Here is a 21395-nt window from a genome sequence, read left to right on the forward strand (position 1 = left end):
GACAATGCTCCCGCCAACACAGCCCTTCTCAATCGCCTCGCCAGAAACATCCTTCAGGCCGCCGATGCTGCCAAAGTTCCCATCAACCATCGCATCAAGAAATGCGCCTGGAACGACGACTATCTCATCAATGCCATCACTCATATGCGATAGCCCTGCCTTACAGGGGGAGAAGGGAAGATCGCGTTCGTTCACGCCTTGGCCGCCTCTTCGATCTTGGCGACGTCGATCTTGGTCATCTGCATCATCGCCTGCATCACGCGGCCGGCCTTTTCCCTGTCGGGGTCCAACAGCAGTTTGGGCAGCTGCTCGGGAACGACCTGCCAGGAGAGGCCGAATTTGTCCTTCAGCCAGCTGCACTGGCTGGGCTCGCCACCGCCCGCGATGAGCCTGTCCCAGAAATAGTCGACCTCTTCCTGCGTCTTGCAGTCGATGGAGAGCGAGACCGCCTCGGTGAACTTGAATTGCGGGCCGCCGTTGAGGGCCTGGAACGGAACGCCGTCGAGCTCGAATGAGACCATCAGCACCTTGCCCTCACGATCGCCGCTGCCCTTGGGCCAGCGCATCACGCTCAGCACCTTCGAATTCTTGAAGATGGAAACGTAGTGGTTCATGGCCTCCTCGGCCTGGTCGTCGAACCACAGGCAGGTGGTGATCTTTTGCATTCTCTTGCTCCTCGGGCTGGTTTGTTTGCTTTCGAAACGGCCGGCTGGTGATTGATGCCCCGCTCCTGCCGTCTGCCCAAGGACGCTCGAGTAAAACACGATCCGACAGCACCTCTGACTTTTTGCGGTCTGGACCGGCTGCGTCTTTGGCTGGCCGTTCGTTCCGCTACCTGGCGCAGCGCAAAATTGTGGCCAGACCAGAGCGTGGCGTCTATAAGGCCTGCGGCTCAATTCCGGTTTTCCGCACCTTTGGGTGCGACGCAGACAGCAAGGACAGTTCAATGCCCGCCTACCGTTCCCGCACCACCACCCATGGCCGCAACATGGCCGGCGCCCGCGGCCTGTGGCGCGCCACCGGGATGAAGGATTCGGATTTCGGCAAGCCGATCATCGCCGTGGTCAATTCCTTCACCCAGTTCGTGCCGGGCCACGTCCATCTCAAGGACCTCGGCCAGCTGGTTGCCCGCGAGATCGAGAAGGCCGGCGGCGTCGCCAAAGAATTCAACACCATCGCCGTCGACGACGGCATCGCCATGGGCCATGACGGCATGCTGTATTCGCTGCCGTCGCGCGAATTGATCGCCGATTCCGTCGAATACATGGTCAACGCGCATTGCGCAGACGCCATGGTCTGCATCTCGAATTGCGACAAGATCACGCCGGGCATGCTGATGGCGTCGCTGCGCCTCAACATCCCGACTGTCTTCGTCTCCGGCGGACCGATGGAGGCCGGCAAGGTGGTGCTCGCCGGCAAGAGCCAGGCGCTCGACCTAGTCGACGCCATGGTCGCCGCCGCCGACGACAAGATCTCCGACGAGGACGTCAAGATCATCGAGCGCTCGGCCTGCCCGACCTGCGGCTCGTGCTCGGGCATGTTCACCGCCAATTCGATGAACTGCCTGACCGAGGCGCTCGGCCTCTCGCTACCCGGCAACGGCTCGACGTTGGCGACGCACGCCGACCGCAAGCGCCTGTTCGTCGAGGCCGGCCATCTGATCGTGGATCTCGCCCAGCGCTATTACGAGCAGGACGACGACACCGCGCTGCCGCGCAGCATCGCCTCGAAGGGCGCCTTCGAGAACGCCATGACGCTCGACATCGCCATGGGCGGTTCGACCAACACCGTGCTGCACATCCTTGCCGCAGCACATGAGGGCGAGGTCGACTTCACCATGGAGGACATCGACCGGCTGTCGCGGCGGGTACCGGTGCTTTGCAAGGTGGCTCCGGCCAAGGCCGACGTCCACATGGAGGATGTCCACCGCGCCGGCGGCATCATGGCGATCCTCGGCCAGCTGGATAGCGCCGGGCTGATCAACCGCGACCTGCCGACGGTGCACACCGCGAGCCTCGGCGAAGCGCTCGACCACTGGGATATCTCGCGCACCACCAGCCAGAATGTCCGCGATTTCTTCCTGGCGGCACCCGGCGGCGTGCCGACGCAAGTCGCGTTCAGCCAGGACCGCCGCTGGGATGATCTCGATCTCGACCGCGAGAAAGGTGTCATCCGCTCGGCCGAACATCCTTTCTCAAGGGATGGTGGCCTCGCCGTGCTGAAAGGCAATCTCGCATTCGACGGCTGCATCGTGAAGACTGCCGGCGTCGATGAATCGATCCTGAAATTCACCGGTCCGGCAAGAGTGTTCGAAAGCCAGGACGCCAGCGTCAAGGCGATCCTGTCGAACGAGGTCAAGGCCGGCGATGTCGTCGTCATCCGCTATGAAGGGCCGCGCGGCGGCCCCGGCATGCAGGAAATGCTCTATCCGACCAGCTATCTTAAATCGAAGGGTCTCGGCAAAGCCTGCGCACTGATCACCGACGGGCGTTTTTCCGGCGGCACCTCCGGCCTGTCGATCGGCCACGTCTCGCCGGAAGCGGCGGAAGGCGGGCTGATCGGGCTGGTCAGGGAAGGCGACACGATCGAGATCGACATCCCCAACCGCACCATCCGGCTGGCTGTCGACGACGCGGAACTCATCGCCCGTCGCGCGGCGATGGAGGCGAAGGGAACAGCCGCTTGGAAGCCCGAGGAAAAGCGCAAGCGCAAGGTAACGACGGCCTTGCGCGCCTATGCAGCAATGGCAACCAGTGCTGCCAAGGGTGCGGTGCGGTACGTGCCGGAATAGGCATCATTCTTCAACGAGGTGGCGATAAATGGATTTCGACCTTGTGGTGCGCGGCGGGACGCTGCCCGACGGCAGGATCGCCGATATCGGCATCGTCGGCGAGACGATCGCGGCGATCGAGCCTGAGCTCAACATCAGCGCCGGCACGGCGATCGATGCCCATGGCAATCTGGTCTCGCCGCCTTTCGTCGATCCGCATTTCCATATGGACGCCACGCTTTCGCTCGGCATTCCCCGCATCAATGTCTCGGGCACGTTGCTCGAAGGCATTTCTCTGTGGGGCGAGCTGAAGCCGCTTCTGACCCACGAGGCGGTGCGCGACCGTGCGCTTGCCTATTGCGACTGGGCGGTGTCGATGGGCCTGCTCGCCATCCGCACCCATGTCGATGTCTGCGACGATCGCCTGCTGGCGGTGGAAGCGCTGCTCGACGTGAAGAAGACGGTTGCGCCGTATATCGACCTGCAATTGGTCGCCTTCCCGCAGGACGGGTTTTACCGCTCGCCGACGGCGCGCGACAACACCACCCGCGCGCTCGACATGGGCGTCGATGTCGTCGGCGGCATCCCGCATTTCGAGCGCACCATGGCCGACGGTACGCGCTCCGTCACCGAGCTCTGCGAGATCGCGGCCGAGCGCGGCCTGATGGTCGACCTGCATTGCGACGAGACCGACGATCCGCTGTCGCGCCACGTCGAGCAGCTTGCCTATGAGACGCAGCGGCTTGGATTGCAGGGCAGAGTGGCCGGCTCGCACCTCACCTCGATGCATTCGATGGATAATTACTACGTCTCGAAGCTGTTGCCGCTGATCGCCGAGGCCGGCGTTTCGGCGATCCCCAATCCGCTGATCAACATCATGCTGCAGGGCCGCCACGACACCTTTCCCAAGCGCCGCGGCTTGACGCGGGTCAAGGAAATGCTGGCGCACGGGATCCGCGTCGGCTGGGGCCAGGATTGCGTGCTCGACCCCTGGTATTCGCTGGGCACCGCAGACATGCTCGACGTCGCCTTCATGGGCCTGCATGTCGCGCAGATGTCGAGCCCAGCCGAGATGGCGCGCTGTTTCGACATGGTCACCAACGTCAATGCCGCCATCATGGGTCTCGACCACCTTGGCCTGGCCATCGGCAAGCGCGCCAGCCTGGTCGTTCTCGATGCCGGCAACCCGCTCGAGGCGCTGCGCCTGCGCCCCGAGCGGCTCTGCGTCATTGCCAAAGGCAAGGTGGTGGCCGAGCGGAGCCGGCAGGACACGCGGCTTTCGATCGCCGGAAGGCCGGGCACCGTGAATCGGCGCCACGCTTAGACCAGCCGATTTCCGGCGCTGGTCTTACCGAATTCTCGATTTTCGCCTCGTCACGGCCGCTGCTAGCGACTACGACGCGGGTCACCGTAGCCACGGCGAGGAACCGGTAACGGAATGGCGCAGCCCGCAGCCCAGAACTCGACGATCAGGAACGTGCTGCTGGCCGGCATCCTGCTGATGCTCGCCGGCGATTTCCTGTTTGCCTTGAACGACGCGATGGGCAAGTGGCTGGTCGCCAGTTTTTCCGTCGGCCAGGTCGTGCTGATCCGCTCGATCGGCGCCTTTTTCATACTCGGGCCGATGATTGCACATCAGGGTGCGGCCAAGCTGTTTCGCATGGAGCGGCCGGAGCTGCAGCTGCTGCGCGTGGTGATGACGACGCTCGACACGGCGCTGTTCTACGCGGCGGTCGTCTATCTGCCGCTCGCCGACGTGATGAGCTTCTACATGGCCGGGCCGATCTATGTCGCGGCGCTGTCGCACTTCTTGCTTGGCGAAAGGGTCGGCTGGCGCCGCTGGGCGGCTATCCTGGTCGGTTTCTGCGGCGTGCTGATCATGCTGAAGCCGTCTTCGGCCGCGTTCTCGCTGTCGTCGATGTTCGCGCTCGCCGGCAGCATTTCCTTTGCCTTCGCCATCATCCTCAACCGGCGACTGCGCGGCACCAGCGACACCTCGCTGGTCACCTGGCAAACCATCGGCACGCTGCTGGTCGGCGCTGCGTTGACCATCGGCAGTTGGAAGACGCCGTCCTCGCTCGATTTCGGCGCCATGCTGCTTCTCGGCATTGTCTCCTGCGGCGCGCATCTGATGATCACCAGGGCATTGAAGCTTGCGCCTGCCTCGACCTTGGCGCCGCTGCATTACAGCCTGCTGTTGTGGGCAGTGGTCTTCGGCTCGGCCTTCTTCGGCGATGTGCCTGGGCCACGCATCCTGGTCGGCTCGGCCATTGTCGTGCTGGCCGGCCTGTTCATCTTCCACCGCCAGAAGGTGGTCGACACGGTGCCGCCCGAAAACGTGCCGAAGGGTGTGAACTAACCCTGGCGCACCGCCGCGAGATGCCGTGAAAATTCGGGCGTCTCCATCAGTGCCTTGCAGCGCGCGAAGCGGCCGTCGGCGTAGGCGCGGAAATCGTCGACCGGATTGCCGTTGGCAAGCTGGATCAAGCCCCACAGCGTCCACAACAGGTCGCACATCGCCTTGTAGATGACGATGCGGGCGCGCTCCGCCGGTCTCGGCTCGCCGCCGAAATAGGCCAGCATCATCTCCTCGTCCTGCGCGGCGTCGAATTGCCCTTCGACGCTGAGGTCGCCGAGATCCCAGAGCGGATCGTTCATCCCGGAATATTCCCAGTCGACGATCCACATCCTGTCGCCCGTATCGAGAAAGTTTTCGCAGAGCGGATCGCAGTGGCAGGCGACGATTGGCAGAGGATGAGCCGCAAGTGCCGAGCGCACGGTTTCCGCTTCGCGGACCCCATCGTGGTAGCCGGCAGGCAGGGCGACGTCCTTGGTCGACAGCACTTTCAGATAATCATCGATCATCGCAAACAGTTCAAAGCGGAAGGGGAACACCGCGCCGGATGTGTGCAGTTTGCGAAAGGCCTTGCCGGCGCGTGCCGGGCTGCCCGGTCGGGTCTTGAATTTTTCCGGCGACATCGTCTCGGCGCTGGCGATGAAGCGGGTCACCAGCACGCCGGTCTCGGCATCGACATGCAGCACTTCCGGGCTGACGCCGGCCTTCGCCGCTTCCCGCGCCGCCACTGCCTCGTTGGCGCGGTTGATGTATTCCTCGGTACCCTTGCCGGGGATACGCAGGCAGAAATCCTTACCCCTGAAGACGAGGTTGGTCAGGCCGCCGAGCCGTTCCAGCGGGCCGTCATAACCGGCCAGCATCGGAATGGCCGCAAGTGCGGCGCGTGCCTGGTCGTCCGCCATGGCTTTCGCTCCTTTCCAGTCTTTATTGTCGCGACGACGGTTCCACAGTTTTCGCCGTTTGGCTATGATCGCGTCGCAGATCGATACCAGGCGACGGAAAGCGATGACGGACAGCAAACAGCAGAGCGCGCTCGCCGCAGCCTATGCGGCGAAGCGACCGGAAGACGTCGCGGCGCTCTACGACAGCTGGGCCGGCACCTATGACGCCGACATGTCGGCGGCCGGCTATCGCCATCCGACCATCTGCCTTGTCTTGCTGGCCCGCCATCTGCCGCGCGGCGCCGCTCCTCTCCTCGATGCTGGCGCAGGCACCGGGCTCATCGGCGAATGGCTTGCCATCACCGGTTATCCGCAGGTCGAGGCGCTCGACATTTCGGAAGGCATGCTGGCGCAAGCCGCGCGCAAAGGCGTCTATTCGGCCCTTCATTGCCTGGCGCTTGGCGCGCCGCTGCCTTTCGTGGACGATGCCTATGCCGGGATCATCTCAGCCGGCGTCTTCACGTCCGGCCATGTCGGGGCCGAGGGTCTGGACGAGCTGATCCGCATCTGCCGGCCGGGCGGGGTGATCGTGCTGACGGTGAAGAACACGCTGTGGGATGCGGGTTTTGCCGCGCGGATCGCCGAGCTCGAGGCGCAAGGCACCGTCACCCGCGCCGAGGAGACGCCGCCCTATGTCTCGATGCCAGGCGAGGCCGATACGGTGCCCAGCCGGGGGCTGGTGCTCATCGTGAACTGAGGCTGAAACCGGAAGGCTCTAGGCCTTCACCTTTGCTCCCGCCGGATCGTAAAGCGGCTCGAGGTGGATTTTAGCCGGCGTCCGTTCCATCGCCACCACCAGCTCGTAATCGCCGGAGGTGAGGAAATCATCGCCGACGCCATCGGCATTGCGCACATAGCCGTAGCCGATGTTCTTGCCGACGGTGTAGCCATAGCCGCCGCTGGTGAGATAACCGACGGCCTCGCCATTGCGCAGGATGGTCTCACGCCCGAGCAGCACGATATCCGGATCATCGACTGTGAAGCCGGCAAAACGTTTCCTGAGCGCCGCGCCGTCGAGCTTTTCAAGCGCCCGCCGGCCGAGGAAATCGGTGTTCTTCCTGAGCTTCACCGCCCAGCCGAGGCCGGCCTCCTGCGGCGTGTCGTTGGGCGTGATATCGGCGCCCCAGGCGCGGTAACCTTTTTCCAGCCGCAGCGATTCTAGCGCCCGATAGCCGACCGGGCGAATGTTGTGGACAGCGCCCGCCGTCATCAGCGCGTCGAAAACCTCGCCCGTCGCCGCGATCGGCGCATGCAGCTCCCAGCCGAGCTCGCCGACATAGGTGACGCGCAGTGCCCGAATGACGTGGCCGGCAATGGCGATCTCGCGAACATGGCCGAACGGAAAGGCGGCGTTCGAGACGTCAGCATCGGTCACCGCTGACAGCACGTCGCGGGCGCGCGGCCCCATCAGCGACAATGTGCCGAACTCCTCGGTGACGTCGGTCAGCGTCACGTCGAACTCGCTGCCGATATGATCGGCAATCCAGGAGAAATCATGCGTGCGGAAACCGGTGCCGGTGACGATGTAGAATTTCTCCTCATCGAGCCTCGCCACGGTCAAATCGGCCTCGATACCGCCGCGCGTGTTGAGGAGCTGCGTGTAGGTCAGCCGGCCGACCGGCTTGGCAACGTCGTTGGCGCAGATCCAGTCCAGCGCCTTCAGCGCGTCGGCACCGGTCATTTCGTATTTGGCGAAAGACGACTGGTCGAAAATGCCGATCTTTTCGCGCACGTGGCGGTGCTCGTCGCCGACGGGTGAAAACCAGTTCTGCCGGCCCATCGAATAGAGGTCCTTCGGCTCGATGCCTTCCGGCGCGAACCAGTTCGGCCGCTCCCAGCCAAGTTTCGAGCCGAACACGGCGCGATGTTTTTGCAGCCGTTCGTATAAAGGCGAAACGATGCGTGGCCGGCCGCTGACATATTCCTCGTGCGGGAAGCCGATCGTGTAGTGCTTGCCGTAGGCTTCCAGCGTGCGGTCTCGGACCCATTGCCGGTCGCGGTGCAGATCGGAAAAGCGGCGGATGTCGACCACCCACAGATCGAGCGGCGCCTCGCCGTCGACCACCCATTGCGCCAGCACCCAGCCGGCGCCGCCGCCGGATGCAATGCCGAAGGCGTTGAAGCCGGCGCCGACGAACATATTGGGGCATTCCGGCGCCACACCGAGGATGAAATTGCCGTCCGGCGTAAAGCTCTCCGGACCGTTGATCATCTGCTTGACGCCGACATTGGTGAGCGCCGGGACACGCTCGATCGCCTGGCTCATATGCTGCTCGAAATGATCGTAATCATCGTCGAACAGCCGGAACTCCCAATCGTCCGGCACATCGCCGCCGGGCAGACCGGTCGTCCAGGCCTGCGGGTTCGGCTCGTAGCCGCCCATCACCAACCCGCCGACCTCCTCCTTGAAATAGGTGCGGCGATCGGGGTCGCGAATCGTCGGCGCATCGGTCGCCAAGCCGTCGATCCTCCCGGTGATGATGTACTGGTGCTTCACCGGCTGCAGCGGCACGTTTATGCCGGCGAGCGCACCCACCTGCCGCGCCCATTGCCCGGCGCAGTTCACCACCTTGTCGCAGGCGATATCGCCCTTGCTGGTCTTCACCGCGGTGATGCGGCCGTCTCTCATTTCGAAGCCGGTGACCCGCACCTCCTCGAACAATTTTGCGCCGTGCATGCGCGCGCCCTTGGCCAGCGACTGGGTGATGTCGGAAGGGCTTGCCTGACCGTCGCTGGGCAGCCAAGAAGCGCCGACGAGGTCGCCGGTTTCCAGCAGCGGCCACATTTCCTTGACCTCGGTCGGCGACAGCAGATGCATGTCCATGCCGAAGCTCTTTGCCGTCGTTGCCAGCCGCTTATACTCAGTCCAGCGGTCGGCATTGGTGGCAAGCCGCAGGCAGCCGGTCATCTTCCAGCCGGTGGCAAGGCCGGTTTCGGCTTGCAGCCCTTTGTATAGATCGACCGAATATTTGAGCACCCGCGTGATCGACGCCGACGAGCGCAGCTGGCCGACCAGCCCGGCAGCATGCCAGGTCGAGCCCGAGGTCAGCTTGCCCTGTTCGAGCAGCACGATTTCGGCCTTGTGGTCGCGCGCCAGATGATAGGCCGTCGAACAGCCGATGATGCCACCGCCGATGACGACGATGCCGGCCTGGGCGGGCAAGGTCATGGCCGCATCCCGTATTATGTCCTGTAGTTTTCCAGGGCGGCTTCGAGCCGCGCCAGGTTTTCGTCGGCGTAGGCGGCGTAGTCGACGCCGGGCGCATCGAGGTAGAGCTCGGAAACCATGCCCCACATCGCCTCGCGCAGCAGCGACGCGCATTGCATGGCGGCGTGCGAGCGCCGTATCGCTTCGTCCGGCTCCTTCATGAAGTAGGCGGTCAGGAAGGCGAAGGATTCCTCGTCGCTCATGCCGGCATTGGAAGCCGCGCCGGCAAGGTCGAACATCGCGGTGTTGAAGCCGGCATATTCGAAATCGATGAGCCATAGCCTGTGACCGTCATCGATTATGTTAGCCGGCAGAAGATCGTTGTGGCCGAAGACGATCGGCAGCAGTTTTTGCGCGCGCTCGAGCTCGTCCGCCAGCGTCAGCAGGCGTGGCAATTCGCCCAGCTTGCGGCTGCCGCCTTCCTCCAGCGTGCGCGCATAGTCGCGAATGACGTGGAATACCCAGAACATGAAGCCGGCGCCGGAGACATGACCGGGCATCTCCCGGTGGAAACCGCGCAGCAACGCGGCGACGCGGCCGAGATCGGCGCGCACGTCTTGCGCGACATAGGCCTTGGCGCCGAGATACTCCGTCACCATGACGCCGGGTCCGGTGTAGCGGACGGCCGGAGCGAAGCCTGCCGCGTGTGCTGCCCGCGCGGTCATCATCTCGCGCTCGCGAAAGACATGGTGGAACGGATAGTCCTGCCCGATGCGCACGACGTGCCGCCCGGCCGCGTCCTTGACCAGGTAATTGGCATTGCTCAACCCGCCCGGCAGCGGCGCAATGTCGATGCTGCCGGTCCAGCAAGGCAGCGCGCGGATGCGGTCTTCGACAGTCACGATCTCGTCCAACATTGGGTCAATTTTCCACGCATGTCATGGCTGGCCAGCGATGACAATCGGACGGAGGAATGGAGGCAACGCGAAGATCTCGTCGGTGCAGATCTCGGGATCGGTATCCCGCACCGCACCGACGAGCCCCTTTGTGCCGGGTTCTTCGACGCCGGCATCCGCCCCCGCGGATCCTAATTTTCGGTTCCCTCGCACCCGAGGATTTCCCAGGCGTTCAGGCAAGCAATTTTTCGTGCGGCTCAGCCGTCGGCCTCCGTTCCGAGCCTGTCACAGCGATAATGTCGCGCCAGGCTGGAGACGTTGTCAACGCGAAATTGTGGTGTTTTCTGCTTTTTTGCCCGAATTTTGCGAAATATCTTGGAGTAAGTGGCATTTATGCTGTAGAAACGGTCAATGGTGCAACAATTCGACCGGTTGGAACCGATGGGCCACTCGAAGCGGCATGGCGAAATCCTGCGCCTCCTCAAGGAGGAAGGCACCGTCACCATTGCCAGCCTGGCTGACCGGCTGGGCGTCTCGCTGGAGACGGTACGCCGCGATGTCAAGCCACTGACCAGCGATGGTTCCATCCTCAAGATGCATGGCGCCGTCGGCCTGCCGTCGATTGCCGGCGAAGCGCCGTTCGAGCGGCGCATGCGTGAGAACGCCGATGCCAAGCGGGCAATTGCCCGCATGGTCGCTGCCACCATCCGCGACGGCGAGTCGATGATGCTCGACACCGGCACGACCACGAGCTTCCTGGCCCGCGAGCTGCTCGGCCACCGGCGGCTGACGGTCGTCACCAATTCCTCCGACATCGCCCGCACGCTGGCCACCGTCAACGGCAACAAGGTCTATATGGCCGGCGGCGAGCTGCGCAGCGATTCCGGTGCTGCTTTCGGCGTCTCAGCCATCGAATTCGTCAGCCGCTTCTCCGTCAGCCACGCGGTGATTTCGACCGGCGCGGTCGATGCCATCACGGGTGTCATGGACTATGACCTCGAAGAGGCTGAGTTCGCCCGCATGGTGCTGTCGCGCGGCCAGCGTTCGCTTGTCGTCACCGACCACAGCAAATTCGGCCGGCAGGGTCTGGTTCAGGTCTGCGGCTTCGACGGCTTTTCCGAACTCGCGACCGACCGTCTGCCGCCGCATGACATCGCCGCCGCCCTTGCCCAGGCCGGCGCGCGGCTCAGCATTGCGGATGGCGGAAGCGAGGACTGAGCTCTATCGGGAGAACGGCACCAGCACCCACTTCCCAGCGCCGCCTCTGCCGTGTTTAGTCCGGCCATGGCTTTCACCATCCGCCAATTGCAGTTCTTCATCGCCGTCGCCGAGCAAGGCACGGTGTCGGGCGCCGCCCAGAATCTGTCGATCTCGCAATCCTCGGTCACCGAGGCGATCAAGGAGCTGGAGCACGATCTCGGCGTCGAGCTGTTCGAGCGCCACCCGCGCGGGCTGAACATCACCCACAAGGGCCACCAGTTCCTGCGCCATGCGAGGAAGATCCTTGCCGACGTTTCCGATGCGCGCCGCGCCTTCTTCGGCGAACAGATCGCGGCAAGCGGGCGGCTGCAACTTGGCGTCACCTCGCTGGTCGCCGGCTATGTGCTGTCCGATCTTCTTGCCCGCTACCGCCGCGCCTATCCGGGTGTCGAGGTCTCGGCGATCGAGGACAATGGCGACTATCTCGAGCACCTGTTGATCGGCGGCAAGCTCGACATTGCGGTCATGGTCACCTCGAACCTGCGCGACCGCACCGCGCTGCAGTCCGAAATCCTCGAAGTCTCGGCCTACCGGCTGTGGCTGCCGCTCGGCCATCCGTTGGCCGGTGCCGACATCATCGGCATCGGCGATATCGCCTCGGAACCGCTGATCATGCTGACCGTCGACGAGATCGAGGAGAATACCGGAAAGCTGCTGACGGCGATCGGCGCCAAACCGCACGTCGCATTCCGCACCCGCTCGGTCGAAGCGGTGCGCAGTCTCGTCGCCACCGGCGCCGGCGTGGCGCTGCTGCCGGACCTCGTCTACCGGCCATGGTCGCTGGAAGGCGACCGCATCGAATCGCGCGATATTTCGGGATCGTTGCCGGTCGTCCAAGTCGGCATGGTCTGGCGGCGCGGCTCCGGCCTGCCGCAGGCGGCGCGCGACTTCATCGGACTTGCCCAGTCGCAGCGCATGGTGCGCCAACGGCCCGAGAAGATCGGCCGGTGATGTATCGGAAAAACCGATATCGGCTTTCTGATAAATGAATTTGCGAAACCGGAAATTTCGCAGCACTTTTGAGCCAGGGAACAAAGCTGCCGCAGGAGCACGGCCCCTTAGAGCCGCGCTCCAACGTTTGAACGGGCGCATGACCTTTTCCGAAAACCGAAACCGGTTTCGAGGTCATGCAAAATGGGAGATCGACGATGAATTCATTGCTGAAATCATGCACTGCCTTGACGGTCGCGCTGACCTTCTCCGGCCAGGCCATCGCCCAGGTCAAGGAGCTGGGCAAGGGTGAAGGCGAGGTCAATATCGTCGCCTGGCCGGGCTATATCGAGCGCGGCGAAACCGACAAGGGCTATGATTGGGTCACCTCGTTCGAGAAGGAAACCGGCTGCAAGGTCAACGTCAAGACCGCCAACACCTCCGACGAGATGGTTTCGTTGATGAACGAAGGCGGTTTCGACCTTGTCACTGCCTCCGGCGACGCCTCGCTGCGCCTGGTTGCGGGCAAGCGCGTCCAGCCGATCAACACCGACCTCATCCCGAGCTGGAAGACGGTCGACGACCGGCTGAAGGATGCGCCCTGGTTCACCGTCGGCGGTGTCCATTACGGCGTGCCGTACCAATGGGGGCCGAATGTGCTGATGTACAACACCGAAGTGTTCAAGGAGGTGCCGAAGAGCTGGAACATCGTGTTCGAGGAAATGAAGCTACCCGACGGCAAGTCGAACAAGGGCCGCGTCCAGGCCTATGACGGGCCGATCCACATTGCTGATGCCGCCAACTACCTGATGGCCCACAAGCCGGAGCTCGGCATCAAGGATCCGTACGAACTGACTGAGGACCAGTACAAGGCTGCGCTCGACCTGCTGCGCGTCCAGCGTACGCTGGTCGGACGCTACTGGCATGACGCTGCCATCCAGGTCGACGATTTCCAGAACGAAGGCGTCGTCGCCTCCGGTTCATGGCCCTATCAGGTCAACACGCTGATCGCGGCCAAGAAGCCGGTCGCCTCGACCATTCCCGAGGAGGGCGTCACCGGCTGGGCCGACACCACCATGATGGAGGCCGATGCGGCCCACCCGAACTGCGCCTACATGTGGATTGAGCATTCGCTGTCGCCGAAAGTGCAGGGCGACGTCTCCGCCTGGTTCGGCTCGCTGCCGGTGGTGCCCGCCGCCTGCAAGGGCAACGAACTGCTCGGCGAAGAGGGCTGCAAGACCAACGGCTACGACAATTTCGACAAGATCAAGTTCTGGAAGACGCCGGTCTCGAAATGCGCCACCCAGAACGACCAGTGCGTGCCCTATTACCGCTGGGTGTCGGACTATATCGGCGTCATCGGCGGACGGTGAGTTCGTCTCACCTACGAAGCTCGGCGCTGCCCCTCACCCTTACCCTCTCCCCGTGAAGAACGGGGGGTCGCCAGCGTTGGAGCGCCTCCCTTCTCCCCGTCCACTACGGGAGAAGGTACCGGCAGGCGGATGAGGGGCAGCGCTACCCTGAATTTGATGAGCCTGACAGATCAGGACAACCCATGACCCCCGCCGTTTCTTTCCAAAAAGTCTCCCGCCATTTCGGCAGCGTGCGTGCCGTCGACGCGGTCGATCTCGACATCGTGCCGGGCGAGTTCTTCGCCATGCTCGGGCCTTCCGGCTCGGGCAAGACGACGTGCCTGCGCCTCATCGCCGGGTTCGAGCAGCCGACGGGGGGCTCGATCTCGATCTTCGGCGAACGCGCCGAGGGCGTGCCGCCCTATCGCCGCAACGTCAACACCGTGTTCCAGGATTATGCGCTGTTCCCGCATCTCAACGTGCTCGACAACGTCGCCTATGGGCTGATGGTCAAGGGCGTCGGCAGACCGGAGCGGCAAAAGGCGGCGGAAGAAGCGCTGGCGCTGGTGCGGCTTCCCGGCTACGGCGCGCGTCGCCCTGGCCAGCTTTCCGGCGGCCAGCGCCAGCGCGTCGCGCTCGCCCGTGCGCTGGTCAACCAGCCCAAGGTGCTGTTGCTCGACGAGCCGCTCGGCGCGCTCGACCTCAAGCTTCGCGAGAACATGCAGGAGGAGTTGAAATCGCTGCAGAAGGCGCTCGGCATCACCTTCGTGTTCGTCACCCATGACCAGGGCGAGGCGCTGTCGATGGCCGATCGCGTCGCCGTCTTCAACGACGGCAAGATCATGCAGATCGGCACGCCGGAAGACATCTACCAGCGCCCCAAGACCCGCTTCGTCGCCGATTTCGTCGGCTCGTCCAACGTACTGCCGCCGGATTTCGTCCAGCGCTATGCCGGCCAGCATCGCTGGGGCAGCCTGCGCCCTGAATCCATTCGCATCGGCCGGGCGGCCAAGGGCGACGGCGTTGCGGCTCGCCTGGTGTCGACCAACTATCTCGGCGCGACGATAAGACTGGCGCTCGATGCCGAAGGCTTGCGGCTGCATGCCATCGTGCCGGCGGGTGCTGCCTTGCCCCGGGAAGGCGAGGCGGTGGTGCTCACCTTCAACCGCGAGCATTTGCATCTGATGGACGAGCTGGGATGAGCCTGGACGCCGCCATGCCGCGGGCCACGACCCCCGCCATCCTGCCGGGAAGCGGCGGCCTGCGCGGCGCGCTCTCCGACCTCTTCTGGCGCCGGCCCCAACTCCTGCTTCTGCTCATGCTGCTGCCGCCGGTTCTTTGGCTCGGCATCGTCTATATCGGCTCGCTGTTCGCGCTGCTTTTGCAGAGCTTCTTCTCGATCGACGAGTTCTCCGGCCTCATCAACCGCGAGTTCACGCTGAAGACTTATGGCGACCTGCTGCAGGCCGCCAATCTCGACATCATCCTGCGCACGGTAACGATGGCGGCGCTGGTGACGTTTGCGTCGGCGGTCATTGCCTTTCCCATCGCCTATTACGCGGCGCGCTATGCGCGCGGCCGTTGGAAGGCGTTGTTTTATCTCGGCGTCATGCTGCCGCTGTGGTCGAGCTACCTGGTCAAGATCTATGCCTGGAAGCTGATCCTCGCCAAGGAAGGCATCCTGACGTGGCTGCTGACCAAATTGCATCTTCTGTGGCTGCTTGATGCCTGGCTGTCGCTGCCGATCGTCGGCGGCAACTCGCTGTCGGTATCGTCCACCGGCACCTTCATCGTCTTTGTCTATGTCTGGCTGCCGTTCATGATCCTGCCGGTGCAGGCGGCCCTCGAGCGCGTGCCGGGCAATCTGGTCGAGGCTTCTTCCGATCTCGGCGCGTCACCCGGCCAGACCTTCCGCAACGTGCTGTTCCCGCTGGCATTGCCGGGTATCGTCGCCGGTTCGATCTTCACCTTCTCGCTGACGCTCGGCGACTACATCATTCCGCAGATCATCGGCACCTCGCGGCTGTTCATCGGCCAGGCCGTCTATTCGCAGCAGGGCACCGCCGGCAACATCCCGCTCGCCGCCGCCTTCACTGTGGTGCCGATCGTCATCATGGGCTTCTATCTCTGGGGCGCCAAGCGCATGGGGGCCTTCGATGCGCTCTGACCGCGGCCAATCCGCGCCGATCGGCCTGAAGCTCGCTGCCACCGGGGGCCTGCTTTTCCTGCACCTGCCGATTCTGCTGATCTTCGTCTATGCCTTCACCACCGAGGAGAAGAGCTTCGTCTGGCCGCCGCCGGGCCTGACCACGCAATGGTTCGCCGTCACCTGGAACCGCCCCGACGTCTGGCAGGCGCTGTCGCTGTCTGTACGGGTCGCGGCGATCTCGACCGCCATCGCGCTGGTCCTCGGCACGCTCTGCGCCGCCGCCGTGTCCCGCACAAAATTCTTTGGCCGCGAAACCATATCGCTGCTGGTCATCCTGCCGATCGCGTTGCCCGGCATCATCACCGGCATTGCGCTGCGCTCGGCCTTCGCGCTGGCCGAAATCCCGTTCTCGTTCTGGACGATCGTCCTCGGCCACGCCACCTTCTGCGTGGTCGTCGTCTACAACAATGCGGTCGCCCGTTTCCGCCGCACGTCCGGCTCGATGATCGAGGCGTCGATGGATCTCGGCGCCGACGGTTTCCAGACCTTTCGGCATGTCGTGCTGCCCAACATCGCAACCGCGCTGCTGGCCGGCGGCATGCTTGCCTTTGCGCTGTCCTTCGACGAGGTCATCGTCACCACCTTCACCGCCGGCCAGCAGCAGACGGTGCCGATCTGGATGCTCGAAGAGTTGATCCGTCCGCGCCAGCGTCCGGTCACCAATGTCGTGGCCATGGTGGTGGTGCTGGTGACGCTGCTTCCCATCCTCGCTGCCTATTACCTGACCCGCGACGGCGACCAGATCGCCGGTTCGGGCAAATGATCTCGTTCATAAGGGAGAGACTTCCATGGACACGCAGATGCTGATCGGCTCGAAATTCGAAAAAGGCACCGAGACCGAGGAACCGATCCTCAACCCGAAGACCGGGGCGAGCATCCTCAATCTGCCCGAGGCCAGCCCGGCGCAGATCGAGGCGGCGGTGCTTGCCGCCGAAAAAGCCTTCGTCACCTGGTCCCGCACAACGCCGGCGCAGCGCGCCGGCTATCTCCTGAAGATCGCCGATCGCATCGAGGCCGCGGCACAGGATTTCGCGGCGCTCGAGGCGCTGAACTGCGGCAAGCCGATCAATGCCGTGCTTAATGACGAGATCCCGGCGATCGTCGACTGCTATCGCTTCTTTGCCGGTGCGGTCCGCTCGATGCCCGGCCAGGTCGCCGGCGAATACATTCCCGGCCACACCTCGATGGTCCGCCGCGACGCCATCGGCGTTGTCGCGTCGATTGCGCCGTGGAACTATCCGCTGATGATGATGGCCTGGAAGCTGGCGCCGGCGATTGCCGGCGGCAACACCGTCGTCTTCAAGCCGTCGGAACAGACGCCGCTGACCGCGCTGAAGCTTGCGAAAATCCTTGCCGAGATCCTGCCGGAAGGCGTCGTCAACGTCGTGCTCGGCCGCGGCGACAGTGTCGGCAACACGCTGATCAACCACCCGAAGGTCAACATGATCTCGATCACCGGCGACGTCGCCACTGGCAAGAAGGTGCTGCAGGCCGCCGCCAAATCGGTCAAGCGCACACATCTCGAGCTCGGTGGCAAGGCGCCCGTCATCGTCTTCGACGACGCCGATCTCGGTGCAGTGGTCAACGGTCTGCGCGCCTTCGGCTATTACAATGCCGGCCAGGACTGCACCGCCGCCTGCCGCATCTATGCCGGCAAGAAGATCTACGACAAGCTTGTCGCCGACCTCTCCGCTGCGGTCTCGACCATCAAGTATGATCGCCCCGACGATACCGAGAACGAGATCGGCCCGCTGATTTCGCGTCGCCAGCGTGATCGCGTCTCGAGCTTCGTCGAGCGCGCGTCTGAGCTCAAGCACATCGAGATCACCACGGGCGGCAAGCCGGGCGAGGGCTCCGGCTTCTTCTACCAGCCGACCGTCGTCGCCGGCGCGCTGCAGGAAGACGAGATCGTGCGCCGCGAAGTGTTCGGCCCGGTGGTTTCGGTCACCCGTTTTTCCGAAGTCGACGAGGCGGTGAACTGGGCCAATGACTCTGACTATGGCCTGGCGTCATCGGTGTGGACCAAGGACGTTTCGCGCGCCATGGCGACGGCCGCCCGCCTGCAATATGGCTGCACCTGGATTAACACCCACTTCATGCTGACAAACGAGATGCCGCATGGCGGGTTGAAACAATCCGGCTACGGCAAGGACATGTCGCTCTATGCGCTGGAGGATTACACAGCCGTCCGCCACGTCATGATTGCGCACGGGTAGGGTCCAGATGCGGGAGAAGGTGGCCTGAAGGCCGGAAGTGGCGGCGCGACTATTCTTCCGCCTCGTCCGTCCCGTCCGCCGCCGGCGCCACCAGCAGCACGGTGGCGCCGAGGAGCGCGGCGATGAAGGAGCCGGCGAGGATGCCGACCTTGACCGCGTCCTGCAGAGCGACGTCGCTGGCGAAGGCGAGCAGGCCGATGAACAGGCTCATGGTGAAGCCGATGCCGCAGAGCAGCGAAATGCCGATCATGTGCAGCCAGCCGGCATTGACCGGCAGATCGGCGAAGCCGACCCGGATGGCAAGCGCAGAAGACCCGAACACGCCGACCAGCTTGCCGGCGACGAGGCCGGCGGCGACGCCGAGCGTCAGCGGCTCGGCCAGGGCGGCAGCGCTGAGACCGCCGAGTGAGACGCCGGCGTTGGCAAAGCCGAAAATCGGGATGACGAAAAAGGCGACGACTTTGTGCAGGCCGTGTTCGAGCCGGTGCAGCGGCGAATGGTCGAGATCGTGGCCGCTGCCCGGCGATATCTTCAATGGAATGGTGAGGGCCAGCGCGACGCCGGCAAGCGTCGCATGGACGCCCGATTTGAGCACCAAAACCCACAGAACGATGCCGAGCAAGACGTACGGCAGCAACGTCAGCACCCGCATGCGGTTGAGCACCACCAGCAGCGCGATGACGGCGAAGGCGGCGCCGAGATAGGCGAGGGACAGCCCGCTGGTATAAAACACCGCGATGATGAGCACGGCGCCGAGATCGTCGATGATGGCGAGCGCGGTGAGGAATATCTTCAGCGAGCCCGGCACGCGGCCGCCAAGCAGCGACAGCACGCCGAGCGCAAAGGCGATATCGGTGGCGGTCGGGATCGCCCAGCCGGACAGAGCGGCTTCATTGTTGCGGTTGATGGCGACGTAGACCAGTGCCGGCACCGCCATGCCGCCGGCGGCGGCGATGCCGGGCAGCACGCGGCGCGGCCAGGTCGAGAGCTGGCCGTCGAGCATCTCGCGCTTGATCTCGAGGCCGACCAGCAGGAAGAACACCGCCATCAGGCCGTCATTGATCCAGTGCGAGACGCTGAGCGGTCCGAGATAGGCGTGGAGGGCGGAGAAATAAGCCTCGCCCAGCGGCGAATTGGCGACGATCAGGGCCAGGGCCGCCGCAGCCATCAGGATGAGGCCGCCGGCCGCCTCGCTGTCGAGGAATTCGCGCAGCATGGAGACCAGCCGCTTTTCGTCCTGCATGTCGCCTCCGTCGTATCAGCGGCAAGGTCCGACACCGCCAAGCGATGATGCGCAAACAGCGCTGGCCGGGCAAGCCTGCAGTCAGAGCCTTTTAGCGCGGCGCGCGCTTGGCGAGGATACGCTGCAGCGTGCGGCGATGCATGTTCAGCCGGCGCGCGGTTTCCGAGACGTTGCGGTCGCACATTTCATAGACGCGCTGGATGTGCTCCCAGCGTACCCGGTCGGCCGACATCGGATTTTCGGGCGGTGCTGCGCGTTCGCCCGCCGTGCGGGTCAGGGCTGCAAAGATGTCGTCGGCGTCGGCCGGCTTCGACAGATAGTCGACGGCGCCGAGCTTCACCGCCGTCACCGCGGTGGCGATGTTGCCGTAGCCAGTGAGGATGATGGCGCGGGCATCGTCGCGCTTCTCGCGGATCGCGGCGACGACGTCGAGGCCGTTGCCGTCGGCCAGCCGCATGTCGACCACCGCATAGGCCGGCGGATTGGCGCGCGCCTTGGCAACCGCTTCCTCGACGCTCTCTGCCGTCTCGACGACAAAACCCCTGGTTTCCATGGCGCGGGCAAGCCGCGTCAGGAACGGCTTGTCGTCGTCGACGATCAGCAGCGAGGTGTCCTCGCCTTCGACCATTGCGCCAATCGTTTCGTCAGTACTCATCGTGCTGAAAATCCTGCTGCCTGATTTTTACGCAAATATAGTTTCGCAACGCTATTGTCCAATTTAGGCCGTGTCGAACATGGTGGCCGAAGCCTGCTCGGGATTGAGGAAGACGCTGCGCGGCCACGATATCTGCACGATAGCGCCCTCGCCGGGCTCGCTCGAATTGCGGAAATCGAGCGTCGCGCCGGAGCGTTCGAGCAAGGTCTTGGCGATGAATAGGCCGAGGCCGAGGCCGCCGCCGGCTTCGGTGCCTTGTCGCGTTGACATATAGGGTTCGCCGATGCGGTCGATGATCTCGGGCGGAAAGCCCGGCCCGTCGTCGATGATCGTGAAGCTGACAACGGCCTCGTTCCAGCTCCAGCGCACGGTGACATTCTTGCGGGCGAAGTCGACGGCGTTCTCGACCAGATTGCCGAGGCCGTAGATGACGCCGGGATTGCGCCGGCCCACCGGTTCCGGGCCGATGCGCTCGCCCGGCCGAAGCTTGATCGAAATGCCGAAATCGCGGTGCGGCGCCGTCACCTCCTCGACCAGCGAGGTCAGCGGCAGGCGCGAGAGGTGCACCTCGCTCTCGGAGGAAAGGCTGGTCAGGCGCTTCAGGATTTCGCGGCAGCGCTCGCTCTGCGAACGCAGCAGCTTCACGTCCTCGCCATATTTCGGATCTTGGCCAAGCGCCTTCTCCATCTCCTTGGCGACAAGCGCGATCGTGGCGAGCGGCGTGCCGAGCTCGTGCGCGGCGGCGGCGGCGAGGCCGTCGAGGGCCGAGAGATGCTGCTCTCGCTGCAGCACCAGTTCGGTGGCGGCAAGCGCGTTGGCAAGCAGCCGCGCCTCCTCGGCCACCCGGAAGGCATAGATCGCGGTAAAGGCGATGGAGCAGAACACCGCCATCCACATGCCGGCGACATAGATGAACGGCATCGCCAATGGCGCGCCCTCATGCCAGGGCAGCGGCAGGTGGTAAAAGACCAGCAGCGTCGCCGCCACGATCACCAGCGCGCCGAGCATGGCGGTCAGCCGTAGCGGCAGCGACGTCGCCGAGACGACGACGGGCACGGTCATCAGCAGCGAAAACGGATTGGTGAGGCCGCCGGTCATGTAGAGCAGGCCGGCAAGCTGCAGGCTGTCGAAGGTTAGGATGGCAAAGGCCGAGAGCGGCGTAAGCCGATGCGCCGCCGGATAGCGGAAGGTCAGCAAAAGGTTCATCCAGGCCGAACAAGCGATCAGCGCAAAACACATGCTGACCGGCAGCGGAAATTTCAGCCCGTAAGCGACGACAAGCACGGTCAGGCTCTGGCCGACGATGGCAAGCCAGCGCAACCTGATCAGCGTGTTGAGGCGCAGCCGCTGGCTTTGCTGGAAGTCGGGTGCGTGCAGGATGTTTATCATGGCCAATGATTATAGAGGGGAAACAGCCGG

General features: G+C 64.0%; 19 protein-coding genes. 11 read left to right on the forward strand and 8 right to left on the reverse strand.

Annotation, left to right across the window (positions count from 1 at the left end; translation table 11 throughout):
- Both NKI01_RS21790 and NKI01_RS21795 read right to left on the reverse strand, forming a co-directional pair.
- A partial coding sequence (locus tag NKI01_RS21790; RefSeq protein ID WP_352964569.1) for a hypothetical protein occupies positions 1-195 on the reverse strand: 195 nt, incomplete at its 3' end.
- Positions 192-665, reverse strand: coding sequence for a VOC family protein (locus tag NKI01_RS21795; RefSeq protein ID WP_023717939.1), 474 nt, complete (start codon positions 663-665; stop codon positions 192-194). The genes NKI01_RS21795 and NKI01_RS21790, both read right to left, overlap by 4 nt.
- Positions 666-946: 281 nt before the next feature.
- Between NKI01_RS21795 and ilvD the strand changes: the two genes are divergently transcribed.
- The 3 genes from ilvD to NKI01_RS21810 all read left to right on the forward strand — a co-directional run bounded on the left by ilvD (position 947) and on the right by NKI01_RS21810 (position 5129).
- Positions 947-2791, forward strand: coding sequence for a dihydroxy-acid dehydratase (ilvD, locus tag NKI01_RS21800; RefSeq protein ID WP_352483996.1), 1845 nt, complete (start codon positions 947-949; stop codon positions 2789-2791).
- A 28-nt stretch (positions 2792-2819) separates the two neighbouring features.
- Positions 2820-4094: an amidohydrolase family protein gene (locus tag NKI01_RS21805; protein WP_352964572.1), complete on the forward strand. Its 1275-nt coding sequence runs from the start codon at positions 2820-2822 to the stop codon at positions 4092-4094.
- A gap of 114 nt (positions 4095-4208) precedes the next feature.
- Positions 4209-5129: a DMT family transporter gene (locus tag NKI01_RS21810; protein WP_352483994.1), complete on the forward strand. Its 921-nt coding sequence runs from the start codon at positions 4209-4211 to the stop codon at positions 5127-5129.
- Here NKI01_RS21810 and NKI01_RS21815 read toward each other — a convergent pair.
- Complete coding sequence (locus NKI01_RS21815) at positions 5126-6028, reverse strand: phosphotransferase (RefSeq protein WP_352483993.1); 903 nt, start codon at positions 6026-6028, stop codon at positions 5126-5128. The genes NKI01_RS21810 and NKI01_RS21815 overlap by 4 nt on opposite strands.
- 103 nt (positions 6029-6131) lie before the next feature.
- Here NKI01_RS21815 and NKI01_RS21820 point away from each other — a divergent pair, with 103 nt between their 5' ends.
- Positions 6132-6764, forward strand: a complete 633-nt coding sequence (locus NKI01_RS21820; protein ID WP_352964575.1) for a class I SAM-dependent DNA methyltransferase — start codon at positions 6132-6134, stop codon at positions 6762-6764.
- Positions 6765-6782: 18 nt separating this feature from the next.
- Here NKI01_RS21820 and NKI01_RS21825 read toward each other — a convergent pair whose 3' ends face one another.
- Entirely contained in the window at positions 6783-9236 is a 2454-nt protein-coding gene (locus NKI01_RS21825; protein WP_352483992.1) for a GcvT family protein, read from the reverse strand.
- A gap of 14 nt (positions 9237-9250) precedes the next feature.
- Positions 9251-10117 (reverse strand): phosphotransferase, encoded by an 867-nt coding sequence (locus tag NKI01_RS21830; RefSeq protein WP_352964611.1) that lies wholly within the window; start codon positions 10115-10117, stop codon positions 9251-9253.
- A 435-nt stretch (positions 10118-10552) separates the two neighbouring features.
- On the opposite strand from NKI01_RS21830, the gene NKI01_RS21835 reads away from it, so the two are divergent.
- The 7 genes from NKI01_RS21835 (at position 10553) to NKI01_RS21865 (ending at position 18078) form a co-directional block, all read left to right on the forward strand.
- Positions 10553-11329, forward strand: coding sequence for a DeoR/GlpR family DNA-binding transcription regulator (locus tag NKI01_RS21835; RefSeq protein WP_352964613.1), 777 nt, complete (start codon positions 10553-10555; stop codon positions 11327-11329).
- Positions 11330-11395: 66 nt separating this feature from the next.
- Positions 11396-12322, forward strand: a complete 927-nt coding sequence (locus NKI01_RS21840; protein ID WP_023717947.1) for a LysR family transcriptional regulator — start codon at positions 11396-11398, stop codon at positions 12320-12322.
- A 197-nt stretch (positions 12323-12519) separates the two neighbouring features.
- Positions 12520-13674, forward strand: coding sequence for an ABC transporter substrate-binding protein (locus NKI01_RS21845; protein ID WP_352483991.1), 1155 nt, complete (start codon positions 12520-12522; stop codon positions 13672-13674).
- A 182-nt stretch (positions 13675-13856) separates the two neighbouring features.
- Complete coding sequence (locus NKI01_RS21850; protein WP_352964577.1) at positions 13857-14855, forward strand: ABC transporter ATP-binding protein; 999 nt, start codon at positions 13857-13859, stop codon at positions 14853-14855.
- Between the two features lie 14 nt (positions 14856-14869).
- The gene (locus NKI01_RS21855) at positions 14870-15820 is read left to right on the forward strand and encodes an ABC transporter permease (RefSeq protein ID WP_352484000.1); all 951 of its coding nucleotides are present in this window, start codon (positions 14870-14872) and stop codon (positions 15818-15820) included.
- Positions 15810-16625, forward strand: coding sequence for an ABC transporter permease (locus tag NKI01_RS21860; protein ID WP_352483989.1), 816 nt, complete (start codon positions 15810-15812; stop codon positions 16623-16625). Before NKI01_RS21855 ends, NKI01_RS21860 begins: the two co-directional genes overlap by 11 nt.
- Positions 16626-16650: 25 nt before the next feature.
- On the forward strand, positions 16651-18078 hold the full coding sequence (locus tag NKI01_RS21865) for a gamma-aminobutyraldehyde dehydrogenase (protein ID WP_352483988.1): 1428 nt from the start codon (positions 16651-16653) through the stop codon (positions 18076-18078).
- 49 nt (positions 18079-18127) lie between these two features.
- Here the strand turns inward: NKI01_RS21865 and nhaA are convergent, their stop codons facing one another.
- The 3 genes from nhaA to NKI01_RS21880 form a co-directional block, all read right to left on the reverse strand.
- Positions 18128-19321, reverse strand: coding sequence for a Na+/H+ antiporter NhaA (gene nhaA / locus NKI01_RS21870; protein WP_352964580.1), 1194 nt, complete (start codon positions 19319-19321; stop codon positions 18128-18130).
- Between the two features lie 91 nt (positions 19322-19412).
- Entirely contained in the window at positions 19413-19976 is a 564-nt protein-coding gene (locus tag NKI01_RS21875; protein ID WP_352964582.1) for an ActR/PrrA/RegA family redox response regulator transcription factor, read from the reverse strand.
- Positions 19977-20039: 63 nt separating this feature from the next.
- Positions 20040-21365: an ActS/PrrB/RegB family redox-sensitive histidine kinase gene (locus NKI01_RS21880; protein ID WP_352847852.1), complete on the reverse strand. Its 1326-nt coding sequence runs from the start codon at positions 21363-21365 to the stop codon at positions 20040-20042.
- Positions 21366-21395: the final 30 nt, after the last annotated feature.

Origin of the sequence: Mesorhizobium sp. M0815 (assembly GCF_040319995.1) — a bacterium.
In the GTDB taxonomy this organism is placed as follows: domain Bacteria; phylum Pseudomonadota; class Alphaproteobacteria; order Rhizobiales; family Rhizobiaceae; genus Mesorhizobium.

Bases quoted from the DNA above. Each gene is read 5' to 3' on its own strand.
- NKI01_RS21795 (WP_023717939.1), bottom strand. From the start codon at position 665: ATGCAAAAGATCACCACCTGCCTGTGGTTCGACGACCAGGCCGAGGAG.
- ilvD (WP_352483996.1), top strand. From the start codon at position 947: ATGCCCGCCTACCGTTCCCGCACCACCACCCATGGCCGCAACATGGCC.
- NKI01_RS21805 (WP_352964572.1), top strand. From the start codon at position 2,820: ATGGATTTCGACCTTGTGGTGCGCGGCGGGACGCTGCCCGACGGCAGG.
- NKI01_RS21810 (WP_352483994.1), top strand. From the start codon at position 4,209: ATGGCGCAGCCCGCAGCCCAGAACTCGACGATCAGGAACGTGCTGCTG.
- NKI01_RS21815 (WP_352483993.1), bottom strand. From the start codon at position 6,028: ATGGCGGACGACCAGGCACGCGCCGCACTTGCGGCCATTCCGATGCTG.
- NKI01_RS21820 (WP_352964575.1), top strand. From the start codon at position 6,132: ATGACGGACAGCAAACAGCAGAGCGCGCTCGCCGCAGCCTATGCGGCG.
- NKI01_RS21825 (WP_352483992.1), bottom strand. From the start codon at position 9,236: ATGACCTTGCCCGCCCAGGCCGGCATCGTCGTCATCGGCGGTGGCATC.
- NKI01_RS21835 (WP_352964613.1), top strand. From the start codon at position 10,553: ATGGGCCACTCGAAGCGGCATGGCGAAATCCTGCGCCTCCTCAAGGAG.
- NKI01_RS21840 (WP_023717947.1), top strand. From the start codon at position 11,396: ATGGCTTTCACCATCCGCCAATTGCAGTTCTTCATCGCCGTCGCCGAG.
- NKI01_RS21845 (WP_352483991.1), top strand. From the start codon at position 12,520: ATGAATTCATTGCTGAAATCATGCACTGCCTTGACGGTCGCGCTGACC.
- NKI01_RS21850 (WP_352964577.1), top strand. From the start codon at position 13,857: ATGACCCCCGCCGTTTCTTTCCAAAAAGTCTCCCGCCATTTCGGCAGC.
- NKI01_RS21855 (WP_352484000.1), top strand. From the start codon at position 14,870: ATGCCGCGGGCCACGACCCCCGCCATCCTGCCGGGAAGCGGCGGCCTG.
- NKI01_RS21860 (WP_352483989.1), top strand. From the start codon at position 15,810: ATGCGCTCTGACCGCGGCCAATCCGCGCCGATCGGCCTGAAGCTCGCT.
- NKI01_RS21865 (WP_352483988.1), top strand. From the start codon at position 16,651: ATGGACACGCAGATGCTGATCGGCTCGAAATTCGAAAAAGGCACCGAG.
- nhaA (WP_352964580.1), bottom strand. From the start codon at position 19,321: ATGCAGGACGAAAAGCGGCTGGTCTCCATGCTGCGCGAATTCCTCGAC.
- NKI01_RS21875 (WP_352964582.1), bottom strand. From the start codon at position 19,976: ATGAGTACTGACGAAACGATTGGCGCAATGGTCGAAGGCGAGGACACC.
- NKI01_RS21880 (WP_352847852.1), bottom strand. From the start codon at position 21,365: ATGATAAACATCCTGCACGCACCCGACTTCCAGCAAAGCCAGCGGCTG.